This window comes from Ectothiorhodospira lacustris (genome assembly GCF_022227845.1).
Lineage (GTDB): Bacteria > Pseudomonadota > Gammaproteobacteria > Ectothiorhodospirales > Ectothiorhodospiraceae > Ectothiorhodospira > Ectothiorhodospira lacustris.
Map to the genome: position 1 here is coordinate 14,535 of NZ_JAJNQN010000011.1, position 11,308 is coordinate 25,842.

An 11,308-nucleotide genomic window follows, 5' to 3' on the forward strand; every position below is an offset into this window, starting at 1 on the left:
CACTTTATCTCCAGGAAAAGGCCTGATACCCTAATATTGTCAACAATCGGACGACATATGCCAGATTTCAACGACCAACTCGGGCAACAGGGCGTCACCTTGGCGGATCGGGTCTTCGCGCGCCTGCGCCAGGCCATCGTCGAGGGTGAGATCCCTTCGGGCACCAAGATCAGCGAACCGGAACTGGCCGGCGAATACGGCATCAGCCGTGGCCCGCTCAGGGATGCCATCGGTCGTCTGGAAGCCTGCCACCTGGTGGAACGTCGCCCCAATGTGGGTGCCCGGGTGGTCTCCCTCACCCAGGAAGACCTGCTGGAACTCTACCTGCTGCGAGAAGCCCTGGAGGGCATGGCCGCCCGTCTGGCCGCGGAGCGCATGTCCGGCCGGGACATCGATGAGCTGCGCAAGCTGCTCAAGCAGCACCAGGAACGGGCGGAACTGCAGGAAGGCATCGCCTATTTCCAGACCGAGGGCGATCTGGACTTTCATTACCGCATCATCAAGGCCAGCGGCAATGCCCGCCTGATCAAGCTGCTGTGCGACGACCTCTACCACCTGATGCGCATGTACCGTTTTCAGTTCGGCATGGCCAGCTCCCGGGCCCTGATCGCCTTTCGGGAACATGGCCACATCGTCGAGGCCATTGCCGACCGGGACCCGGAGATGGCAGAACTCATCATGCGCCGCCATATCCGCAGTTCACGGATCAACGTGGAACTGCTGTTTGACGAGAAGGCGCCCAAGGGAGCCAAGGCCACCCCGGCCATCCGCTCCGCCGGCGCCGGGAACAGCGCCGGCGCACCTCCGCCGCTCTGACCACCCCGCATCATCCCCTCAACACAAGGAGATCCAATGACCGAGCCATCCACGCCAGGCGCGCGTCTGCGTCGCGCCGTTGAAGAAGAGCACCCGCTGCAAGTGGTGGGCACCATCAATGCCTATCACGCGATGATGGCCGAACACGTGGGCTACCGGGCACTGTACCTGTCCGGTGGTGGTGTTGCCGCCGGCTCCCTGGCCCTGCCGGACCTGGGTATCAGCACCCTGCACGACGTGCTGGAAGACGTGCGCCGCATCACCTATGTGACCGATGTCCCCCTGCTGGTGGATGCGGATACCGGTTTTGGCCCCAGCGCCTTCAACATCGGGCGCACGGTCAAGGAACTGATCCGCGCCGGTGCTGCCGGCTGCCATATCGAGGACCAGGTGCAGGCCAAGCGTTGCGGCCATCGCCCCGGCAAGGCCATCGTCACCAAGGAAGAGATGGTGGACCGCATCAAGGCCGCTACCGACGCCCGTGACCGGGATTTCGTCATCATGGCCCGCACCGATGCCCTGGCCGTGGAAGGCATGGACTCCGCCATCGAACGGGCCGTGGCCTGCGTCGAGGCCGGCGCCGACATGATCTTCCCCGAGGCCATCAACACTCTGGAGCAGTACCAGCAGTTCGTAGACGCCGTCGGCGTCCCGGTACTGGCCAATATCACCGAGTTCGGCAGTACCCCCCTTTTCACCACTGAAGCGCTCAAGGGCGTGGGCGTGAGCCTGGTGCTCTACCCCCTGTCCGCGTTCCGCGCCATGAACAAGGCGGCCCTGAACGTGTTCGAGGCCATCCGCCGCGACGGCACCCAGCAGGGCGTCATCGATACCATGCAGACCCGCATGGAACTCTACGAGCACCTGGGCTACCACGCCTACGAAGAAAAACTGGACCAGCTATACCGCAAAGGCGGCTAAGACGGAGAATGATGAAAATGAGTGAGACCGAAATCGCCAAGCCCAAACCGAAAAAGTCGGTAGCCCTGTCGGGCACGACCGCCGGCAATACCGCCGTCTGCACCGTGGGCCGTACCGGCAACGACCTGCATTACCGGGGCTATGACATCCTGGACTTTGCCGATGAGGCGGAGTTCGAGGAAATTGCCCACCTGCTGATCCACGGCACCCTGCCCAATGCCGCCGAGTTGGCCCGCTACAAGGCCCGTCTGAAATCCATGCGCGGTCTGCCGGCCGCCCTGCAGAGCGCCCTGGAGCAGATTCCGCCCTCCGCCCACCCCATGGACGTGATGCGCACCGCCGTGTCCATGCTGGGCACCCTGGAGCCGGAAAAGGAAGACATGAACGTGGCCGGTGCCCGCCTGATCGCCGACCGCCTGTTGGCCTGCCTGGGTTCCGCCCTGCTCTACTGGTACCACTTTGCCCATAACGGCCGCTGCATCGACGTGGAGACCGATGACGACAGCGTGGGCGGTCACTTCCTGCACCTGATGCACGGCAGCACCCCACCCGAGGCATGGGTGCGGGCCATGCACACCTCACTGAACCTGTATGCGGAGCACGAGTTCAACGCCTCCACCTTCACTGCCCGCGTGGTGGCCGGTACCAACTCGGATATCTACTCCGCCATCACCGGCGCCGTCGGCGCACTGCGGGGTCCCAAGCACGGCGGTGCCAACGAGGCGGCCTGCGACATCCAGCAGCGCTATCACAACGCCGACGAGGCCGAAGCGGACATCCGCGAGCGCGTGGCCCGCAAGGAGATCGTGATCGGCTTCGGCCACCCGGTCTACACCATCAGCGACCCGCGCAACAAGGTCATCAAGGACGTGGCCCGCCGCCTGTCCGAGCAGGAGGGCTCCATGCGCATGTATGACGTGGCCGATCGCCTGGAAACGGTGATGTGGGACCTGAAGAAGATGTTCCCCAATCTGGACTGGTTCTCCGCCGTGTCCTACCACATGATGGGCATCCCCACCGCCCTGTTCACGCCGATCTTCGTCATTGCCCGTACCACCGGCTGGGCGGCTCACGTGATCGAGCAGCGTCAGGACGGCAAGATCATCCGTCCCAGCGCCAACTATGTCGGCCCGGAAAACCAGTCCTGGCTGCCCCTGGACAAGCGGGCCTGAGTCTGACGGTCCGGCAGTTCGGAAAGCCCCTCTTTCCCAGGTGGAAAGAGGGGCTTTTTTGTCGTGAGCCCTATTTTTTGTAGCCTGGGAACATCATCTCAATCACCCGAGGAGCCCTTTGATGAATCAACCTCACTTCCAGGACCTGGACCATGGCATCACCCTCATCGATGCCCAGGTGGTGCGCCCCGGTCTGGCCGCCAGCTATCTGATCGTGGAAAACGGCCGCGCCGCCTTCGTGGAGACGGGCACATCCCACTCCGTGCCGATGCTGCTCAAGGCGCTGGAACAAAAGGGTCTGTCACGGGAACAGGTGGACTACGTCATCCCCACCCATGTGCATCTGGACCATGCCGGTGGTGCCGGGACCCTGATGGAGCAGCTTCCCAATGCCGAACTGGTGATCCATCCCCGAGGTGCCCGGCACATGATCGATCCGTCCAAGCTCATTGCCGGTGCCACGGCGGTGTACGGTGAAGCGGTCATGGCGCGGGATTTCGGCACCATCCTGCCGATTCCGGAATCCCGAGTCATTCAGGCGGATGATGGTGGGAGTGTGTCGCTGAATGGCCGTGAACTGGTATTCCTGGACACCCCGGGACATGCCCGGCATCACTTCTGTGTGGTGGACGCAAAGGGCCGGGGCATCTACACCGGTGATACCTTCGGTATTGCCTATCGGGAACTGGATACCGAGCGCGGGGCCTTTGTGTACCCCACCACCACGCCGGTGCAATTCGAACCGGAGGCCCTGCATGCCTCGGTGGATCGACTGGTCGGCCAGGGGCTGGATTACATGTATCTGACCCATTTCGGACGGGTGGGCGGCGAGGAATTGAGCCGGCTGCAGACCGAGCAGCATGAGATGATCGAGGAATTTCTTTTGCTGGGTCGCGCCCACAGGAAGGATGGCGAAGGAAGGCACCAAGCCCTGTGCGATGGCATGATGGCCCTGTTCGTGAAACGACTGGCCGCCCATGGCTGCCGGCTACCGGAATCCAGGATTCGGGAACTGCTGGCGATGGACGTGGAACTGAACGTGCAGGGGCTGGAGGTGTGGCTGGACAAGCAGCCGGCGGGGTAGATCGACCTCCCGGGTGCCCTGGGTCCGGCTTATTGCCGAAGGTCGGCCCCCCTCATCCCCGGCCCTTCTCCCCAGGGGGAGAAGGGAGAGGGGTTGGGGTGAGGGGAATCAGGGCTACGACTACCGCAGACCCTTCGCCTTGGCCTCAATGCGACGACGGTGCAGGACCGGCTCGGTATAGCCGTTGGGCTGCTCCCGACCACGGAACACCAGATCGCAAGCGGCCTGGAAGGCCACGGAAGCTTCGAAGTCCGGGGCCATGGGACGGTAGGCCGGATCGCCGGCATTCTGCTCATCCACCACACCGGCCATGCGCTTCAAGGTCTCCATCACCTGCGCTTCGGAGCAGATGCCGTGATGCAGCCAGTTGGCAATGTGCTGACTGGAAATGCGCAGGGTGGCCCGATCTTCCATCAGGCCCACGTTGTTGATGTCCGGCACCTTGGAACAGCCGATGCCCTGGTTGATCCAGCGCACCACATACCCCAGGATGCCCTGGGCATTGTTGTCCAGCTCCTGCTGGATCTCCTCGGCCGTCCAGGCGGGACCGGCTTCCACCGGAATGGTAAGGATGTCGTCCAGACCGGCGCGGCGTTGGCCCGCCAGCGACTCCTGCACCTGGGCCACGTTCACCTGGTGATAATGCAGAGCATGCAGGATGGCCGCCGTGGGGGATGGCACCCAGGCGGTGTTGGCACCGGCCTTGGGATGGGCCACCTTCTGCTGCAGCATCTGCGCCATCAGGTCCGGCATGGCCCACATGCCCTTGCCGATCTGGGCGCGGCCCTTGAGACCACAGGCCAGACCCACGTCCACGTTCCAGTCTTCATAGGCGGATAGCCAGCGGGCCGCCTTCATGGCGCCCTTGCGCATCATGGGGCCGGCCTCCATGGAGGTGTGCATCTCGTCGCCGGTGCGATCCAGGAAACCGGTATTGATGAAGACGATGCGTTCCTTCACGGCACGGATGCAGGCCTTGAGGTTCACCGTGGTGCGGCGCTCCTCGTCCATCACGCCCATCTTCAGGGTGTTGCGCTTCATGCCCAGGACATCTTCCACCCGGGCGAAAAGTTCGTCGGCAAACGCCACTTCCTCCGGGCCGTGCATCTTGGGCTTGACGATGTAGACCGAACCGCAGCGGGAGTTGTGCAGACCGTCGCCGCGCTTGAGATCGTGCAGGGCGATCAGACTGGTGAACATGGCGTCCAGGATGCCCTCGGGCACCGGGTTACCGTCCTGGTCCAGCACGGCGTCGATGGTCATCAGATGACCTACGTTGCGCACGAACATCAGGGAACGCCCCGGCAGGGTCAGGGTGCCGCCCTGGGGGCGGGTGTATTCCCGGTCCGGTTCCATGCGCCGGATCACTTCCCGGCCGGCCTTGTGGAAGCTGGCGGTGAGATCCCCTTTCATCAGGCCCAGCCAGTTGCGATAGACCACTACCTTGTCCTCGGCATCCACCGCGGCCACGGAGTCCTCGCAGTCCATGATGGTGGTGAGGGCCGCTTCCATAAGCAGGTCCTTGATGCCGGCACTGTCGGTCTTGCCGACCGTGCTGGCGGCATCGAACTGGATCTCGAAATGCAGATCATTGTGCCCCAGCAGGATGGCCTTGGGTGCCCCGGCATCGCCCTGGTAGCCGCGAAGCTGTGCCGGGTCCTTGAGTTCACTCAGGCTGCCGTCGGCCAGGGTGACTTGCAGAACGCCCTCCACCACGGCATAGCCCCGGGAACCCACATGACTGCCGCGGGCCAGGGGCGCAGCCTGGTCCAGGAAGTCACGGGCAAAGGCGATGACCCTGTCGCCGCGCTTGGGATTGTAGCCAGTGCCGCGCTCGCAGCCATCATCTTCGCTCAGGGCGTCGGTGCCGTAGAGGGCATCATAGAGACTGCCCCAGCGGGCATTGGCGGCGTTCAGGGCGTAGCGAGCATTCATTACCGGCACCACCAGCTGGGGTCCGGCCTGGCGGGCGATCTCCGGGTCCACCTGTTCGGTGGTGACCTGGAAATCCTCCCCTTCCGGCTGCAGGTAGCCGATCTCGGTCAGGAAGGTCTTGTAGACCGCCATGTCCACGGCACCGAGATGCTGTCGATGCCAGGTGTCGATACGGACCTGGAGATCATCCCGTTTGGCCAGCAGTTCGCGGTTTTTCGGCGCCAGCTCGTGGATGACGGCATCCAGACCGTTCCAGAAGGCATCGGCGGCCACACCCGTGCCGGGCAGCGCCTCGTTATTGATGAAGTCGTGCAGCTCCCGGGCAACCCGCAGGCGACCCGCTGAGACGTAATCATTCATGAAAGCTGTCCTCTGCTCGAAATTCAGGAGGGTGGGTCGTCAACACCCCACGCAACTCGACTACTGGATCACCACCAGCGAGCCGTCGGGCATCAAATCGTACAGTTCTATCACATCCCGGTTGGTCATGCGCACACAGCCCTCGGAAGCCGGGCGTCCGATCAGGCCTTCCTCATCGGTACCGTGGATATAGATGAACCGGGAGAAGGAATCGATCCCCTCCCCCCGATTGATGCCGTATTCCAGCCCTTCCAGCCACAGGATGCGGGTGGTGATGTTGTCCTCGGGGGTGCGCCGGGGGTCGGTGACGATCTCGGCGATGCGGCCGGTATCCACCCGCCCGCGGAACACGGTGCCCAGGGGCGCCTCATCGCCGATCTTCTGGCTGATCCGGTGCACGCCCAGAGGGGTCCGATAGCTGCCCGCCTGGTTGCCGATGCCATGACGGGAGGTGGAAATGGGATATTCCCGCTGGATCCGCCCCTCCCTGACCACATAAAGACGCTGACTGGCCACGTTCACGATAGCCACCGGGTCCGCCATGAAGTATTCGGGAAAATCCGACTCCAGCCGTTCCATGACGGGCTGATACCAGGGCAGCACGATCTTGTCATCGTCATGCACGGGATCGGTCTCCTCCAGCGCCCAGGCCCCCACCGAATTCAAGGGAAACAGACACACACATACCCAGCATGCCAAGGCCAGGCACAGGCGTCTCATGTCAGGCGTTGTTGTGCAGATCCAGGTTGGCGTATTCGCGGTCCTTCTTCCGTTTTGCCAGATCATTGCGGCGTTGTTCCAGGTGTGTCAGGTAGTCGGGGCTGATCTGAGTGACGTATTCACCGGTGAATACGGAACAGTCAAACCGTTCCAGCCGTGGGTTGCCCTTGCGCACGGCGCCCATCAGGTCATCCAGATCCTGATAGATCAGGCGATCGGCCGCAATAGCCTCACAAACCTCGTTTTCGGTCCGCCCGTGGGCGATCAGTTCCTGGGCGGCGGGCATGTCGATGCCGTAGACGTTGGGGTAGCGCACCGGCGGTGCGGCGGAGGCGAAATAGACCTTCCTGGCCCCGGCCTCGCGGGCCATCATGACGATCTCCCGCGAGGTGGTGCCGCGGACAATGGAGTCATCCACCAGCAGCACGTTCTTGCCCTTGAACTCCAGGCCGATGGCGTTGAGTTTTTGGCGCACCGATTTTCTGCGCTGAGTCTGGCCCGGCATGATGAAGGTCCGGCCGATGTAACGATTCTTGATGAAGCCTTCCCGGTATTTCACATTCAGCTCATGGGCCATTTCGATGGCCACGGTGCGACCGGTATCCGGGATGGGGATGATCACGTCGATATCGTGATCCGGCCATTCCCGCAGGATCTTCTTGCCCAGGCGTGTCCCCATGCGCATGCGGGCCCGATGCACCACCACATCGTCCATCACCGAGTCGGGGCGGGCGAAGTAGACATACTCGAAAATGCAGGGAGACAGGACGGGATTCTCCACACACTGCTGCAGATGCACCGTGCCATCCATCTCGATGTAGATGGCCTCACCCGGTGCCAGGTCACGCACCAGCTCAAAGCCCAGGGTGTCCAGGGCCACGCTCTCGGAGGCCACCATGTATTCCGTACCCTCCTCCGTCTCCCGCCGGCCGTAGACCACCGGCCGGATGCCGTGGGGATCACGAAAGCCCAGGATGCCGCGCCCGCAGAACATGGCCACCACCCCATAGGCACCCTGGCAGCGCCGGTGCACACCGTTCACCGCCCGGAACAGGGCCTCGGGATTCAGGGACAGATTCTCCTGACGGATCAGTTCCTGGGCCAGGATGTTGAGCAGGATCTCGGAATCGGATTCCGTGTTGATGTGGCGCCGGTCCTGCAGGAACAGTTCGCGCTTGAGCTCGGCGGCATTGGTGAGATTGCCGTTATGCCCCAGGGTGATGCCGTAGGGGGAGTTTACATAGAAGGGCTGGGCCTCCGCCGAGGAAGCACTGCCGGCGGTGGGATAGCGCACATGGCCGATCCCCATGTTGCCGGTCAGACTGCGCATGTGCTGCTGAGTGAATACGTCCCGCACCAGACCGTTGTCCTTGCGCAGATGAAGATGACCATCCTCGTCGCAGGTCACGATACCGGCAGCGTCCTGACCGCGATGCTGCAATACCAGGAGGGCGTCGTACAGCGCCTGATTGACGGGGCTGCGACCGACTATTCCGACTATCCCGCACATGGGGTGTGCCTCTTTGGTGATTCTGGGAAGACAGGGAGCTGATCAGCCCCCGAAAGAAAAGTGAGACGCCAGATCCGGTGGCAGATAATCGCGCAGCCAAAGGGCGATGCGCTCAAAGTGGGGAACCAGAAGGCTCTCCTGCCACCAGGGTTCCTGCGGAATCACCGTCAGGCCCATGAGCAGGATCACCACGGCCACGATCAGACCGCCGCGGGCCAGACCGAACACCGCACCGATGCTCCGGTCCGTCCCCGACAGGCCCGTCTTCTTGACCATCTGACCGGCCAGGACATTGACGATCCCGCCCACCAGCAAGGTAACGATGAACAGGATGGCAAAGGCAATGCCCAGCCGGAGGGTGGGATCTTCCAGACCGAACGGCAAATGCCCGGCCAGGACACCGGAATAAGCCAGGGAGACCCAGAAGGCCAGAATCCAGGTGGCCAGGGAGATGGCCTCCTTGACGAAGCCACGAAACAGGCTGATCACCGTGGAAACCGCCACGATACCCAGGATAACGAAATCGATCCAGATCATATTCACAGAGATGAAATTATCATGACGCGGAGTTTAACAGAGATTGGGGCGTTCATCGGCAACCGGATGGCGAGCCGTCAGGGATGGCTGACGACAATCCCTCTGAGTGAGTGTTCATGCTGAAGCCTGACCTGCAGGGACTGGGCGGCATGACGCTCCAGTTCCGGGCCCACCTTGACCCGGTAGAAGACGCGGCCATCGGCGCTCGTGCGCTCCACGAAGGCCGGAAACCCTGCCTGGCGCAGCCGGTCCGCCTCGCCTCGCGCATTGGTCTCCTGACCGAAGCTGCCCACCTGGACCACCCAGCCGCCGGCAACCGGTGTATTGGGGTCGGGAGAACGCACCGGAGTCGGACTGCGGGATTCCGCGGGCGGGGGTGGCGGCGGCGACGCCTCCGGCACGGACCGGGCCTGGGGCCGGACCTGAGGGGGAGGCGTAGAAGGCACCGGCGAGTCAACCGGCGACGGCGGGGCCATGGTGGCCGGGCGCCGCTCCTGGATCGGTGCCGGCACGGGGCGCTCAAAGAGCGGTTCCGGCGGCACCGGTTCCGACAGGCTCAGGCGTGCCTCCCGTCCAGCACCATCCAGCAGCATGGGAAGGAAGATGACGGCCAGGGCCACCAGCACGGCAGCCCCGACAAGGCGTTGTTTCAATGGTGTTTCCACGGCTTGGGCGTCCTCGGGCGGCAAGTATAAACCATTCCCCTCCCCAAGGCCCCCTTCCGCTTCAATCCCCCTCATCGAATTCACGTCGCCCCAGCCTCAGATGCATGAGCACACCGGCACGCCCCTGAGCATCCTCATGGCGATCCATGCCGTAGGGCATGAAGCCCTTCTCGTAGCACATGAGCAACGCCGGGACATCCTCGGTGGAGACCCGCACATGCATCTCCCGGCAACGCACCTCCCGAAAGGCGCAACCCATGAGATGGTCCAGCAGACGGGAGCCGATACCACGCCCCCTCAGATCGGCGCGTACCACCAGGTGCCCCACAAAACCCGCCGCCCCCGGCTCCAGGGATTCCAGGGTACCGAAAGCCACCACCTCGCCCCGATATTCCACCACCTGCGCGCGGGCACTGTCGGCAACCACCCTCTGCAGCCATTCCGGCGACACCGGATGGGCCGCGCCGGGAAATACCCAGTCCGCCTCACGGGCATCCTCCGGCAATTGAGTGATGACGCCCAGATCGCTCGACGACACAGGGCGGATGAGAAGACGCGATGGATCGTACTTCACGTTCGATGAAACCTCGTTGGTTTGGTCCGGCAGAGCCGTCCAGGATCCCGGCCCGGGGGCACGTCCCGCAGACGATAACGGTCGCTCCGGTGGCATGGTAGACTGACCCATTCCCACATTGCCTGCGACCCGACGCGATGCACGCCGTTTCACTCAGCACCCGGGAAGCCTATCGCGAATGCCTGCGGCAGGCCCACAGTCACTATGAAAACTTCCCGGTGGCCTCCAAGCTGGTGCCGGCCCGTCTGCGCGGACCCATCGCCGCCATCTACAGCTTTGCCCGCCGCGGCGACGATCTCGCCGACGAGGGGGAGCGCCCCGCCCCGGAACGCCTGGCCGCACTGGATGACTTGGCGGCCCGCCTGGATGCCGCGGTGGCGGGGACGCCGGACCCTGACCCGACCTTCATCGCCCTGGCCCATGCCATCCCCGCCCACGACCTGCCCCCATCGCTGTTCCACGATCTGCTGAATGCATTTCGCCAGGATGTCGTCAAGACCCGCTACGAGGACTTCGGCGAGCTGGTCCAGTACTGCCGCTGCTCCGCCAACCCGGTGGGCCGCCTGCTGCTTCACCTGAGCGGCGAGGCCGACGAGCGGCGCCTTGCCCTGTCCGATGCCGTCTGCACCAGCCTGCAGCTGATCAACTTCTATCAGGACCTGGCCCAGGACTATCACGAGATGGGGCGGATCTACATCCCCCGGGATGACATGGCGCGCTTTGGCGTCACCGAGGCCCATTTCCGCGACCGCATCACCGACCCGCCCTTTCGCAGCCTGATGCGCTACCAGTACCAGCGCGCCGACCAGCTGCTACGCAACGGCGCCCCTCTGGGCGGCCTGCTGAAGGGACGCATCGGCCTGGAGATCCGCCTCATCATTGTGGCCGGCGCCCGGGTCCTGTGGCACCTGCAACGCCAGCAGGACGACCTGTTTTCCCGACCTCGCCTGCGGGCCCGGGATTATCTGGTCATTCTGCGCGACGGCCTCATTCCCCGTCGCCGCTGAAGACCCG

The 11,308-nt window shown here is 63.6% G+C and carries 11 protein-coding genes; 5 read left to right on the forward strand and 6 right to left on the reverse strand.

What is annotated here, in order from left to right; genetic code table 11:
- Positions 1-57 precede the first annotated feature (57 nt).
- From LQ956_RS09175 to LQ956_RS09190, 4 genes are all read left to right on the forward strand, one after another.
- A complete protein-coding gene (locus LQ956_RS09175) occupies positions 58-816 on the forward strand; it encodes a GntR family transcriptional regulator (protein WP_238621800.1) in 759 nt (252 codons plus the stop codon).
- A 36-nt stretch (positions 817-852) separates the two neighbouring features.
- On the forward strand, positions 853-1,737 hold the full coding sequence (prpB, locus tag LQ956_RS09180) for a methylisocitrate lyase (RefSeq protein ID WP_238621799.1): 885 nt from the start codon (positions 853-855) through the stop codon (positions 1,735-1,737).
- Between the two features lie 17 nt (positions 1,738-1,754).
- Positions 1,755-2,909, forward strand: a complete 1,155-nt coding sequence (gene prpC / locus LQ956_RS09185) for a bifunctional 2-methylcitrate synthase/citrate synthase (RefSeq protein WP_238621798.1) — start codon at positions 1,755-1,757, stop codon at positions 2,907-2,909.
- Positions 2,910-3,030: 121 nt separating this feature from the next.
- Positions 3,031-3,993: an MBL fold metallo-hydrolase gene (locus LQ956_RS09190; protein WP_238629865.1), complete on the forward strand. Its 963-nt coding sequence runs from the start codon at positions 3,031-3,033 to the stop codon at positions 3,991-3,993.
- Between the two features lie 120 nt (positions 3,994-4,113).
- Here the strand turns inward: LQ956_RS09190 and LQ956_RS09195 are convergent, their stop codons facing one another.
- The 6 genes from LQ956_RS09195 to LQ956_RS09220 all read right to left on the reverse strand — a co-directional run bounded on the left by LQ956_RS09195 (position 4,114) and on the right by LQ956_RS09220 (position 10,294).
- Positions 4,114-6,288: a malate synthase G gene (locus LQ956_RS09195; protein ID WP_238629866.1), complete on the reverse strand. Its 2,175-nt coding sequence runs from the start codon at positions 6,286-6,288 to the stop codon at positions 4,114-4,116.
- A gap of 60 nt (positions 6,289-6,348) precedes the next feature.
- Positions 6,349-6,867 (reverse strand): L,D-transpeptidase, encoded by a 519-nt coding sequence (locus LQ956_RS09200; protein ID WP_238621809.1) that lies wholly within the window; start codon positions 6,865-6,867, stop codon positions 6,349-6,351.
- A gap of 142 nt (positions 6,868-7,009) precedes the next feature.
- Positions 7,010-8,518: an amidophosphoribosyltransferase gene (gene purF / locus LQ956_RS09205; protein WP_238621795.1), complete on the reverse strand. Its 1,509-nt coding sequence runs from the start codon at positions 8,516-8,518 to the stop codon at positions 7,010-7,012.
- A 42-nt stretch (positions 8,519-8,560) separates the two neighbouring features.
- Entirely contained in the window at positions 8,561-9,055 is a 495-nt protein-coding gene (locus tag LQ956_RS09210) for a CvpA family protein (protein WP_238621808.1), read from the reverse strand.
- 77 nt (positions 9,056-9,132) lie between these two features.
- Positions 9,133-9,708 carry an SPOR domain-containing protein gene (locus LQ956_RS09215; RefSeq protein ID WP_238629867.1) on the reverse strand — a complete coding sequence of 192 codons (576 nt, stop codon included), beginning with the start codon at positions 9,706-9,708 and terminating at the stop codon, positions 9,133-9,135.
- A 73-nt stretch (positions 9,709-9,781) separates the two neighbouring features.
- Entirely contained in the window at positions 9,782-10,294 is a 513-nt protein-coding gene (locus LQ956_RS09220) for a GNAT family N-acetyltransferase (protein ID WP_238621793.1), read from the reverse strand.
- A gap of 137 nt (positions 10,295-10,431) precedes the next feature.
- Here LQ956_RS09220 and hpnC point away from each other — a divergent pair, with 137 nt between their 5' ends.
- A complete protein-coding gene (gene hpnC / locus LQ956_RS09225; protein ID WP_238621792.1) occupies positions 10,432-11,301 on the forward strand; it encodes a squalene synthase HpnC in 870 nt (289 codons plus the stop codon).
- Positions 11,302-11,308: the final 7 nt, after the last annotated feature.

Bases quoted from the DNA above. Each gene is read 5' to 3' on its own strand.
- purF (WP_238621795.1), bottom strand. From the start codon at position 8,518: ATGTGCGGGATAGTCGGAATAGTCGGTCGCAGCCCCGTCAATCAGGCG.
- LQ956_RS09210 (WP_238621808.1), bottom strand. From the start codon at position 9,055: ATGATCTGGATCGATTTCGTTATCCTGGGTATCGTGGCGGTTTCCACG.
- LQ956_RS09190 (WP_238629865.1), top strand. From the start codon at position 3,031: ATGAATCAACCTCACTTCCAGGACCTGGACCATGGCATCACCCTCATC.
- LQ956_RS09195 (WP_238629866.1), bottom strand. From the start codon at position 6,288: ATGAATGATTACGTCTCAGCGGGTCGCCTGCGGGTTGCCCGGGAGCTG.
- prpB (WP_238621799.1), top strand. From the start codon at position 853: ATGACCGAGCCATCCACGCCAGGCGCGCGTCTGCGTCGCGCCGTTGAA.
- prpC (WP_238621798.1), top strand. From the start codon at position 1,755: ATGAGTGAGACCGAAATCGCCAAGCCCAAACCGAAAAAGTCGGTAGCC.
- LQ956_RS09200 (WP_238621809.1), bottom strand. From the start codon at position 6,867: ATGGAACGGCTGGAGTCGGATTTTCCCGAATACTTCATGGCGGACCCG.
- hpnC (WP_238621792.1), top strand. From the start codon at position 10,432: ATGCACGCCGTTTCACTCAGCACCCGGGAAGCCTATCGCGAATGCCTG.
- LQ956_RS09175 (WP_238621800.1), top strand. From the start codon at position 58: ATGCCAGATTTCAACGACCAACTCGGGCAACAGGGCGTCACCTTGGCG.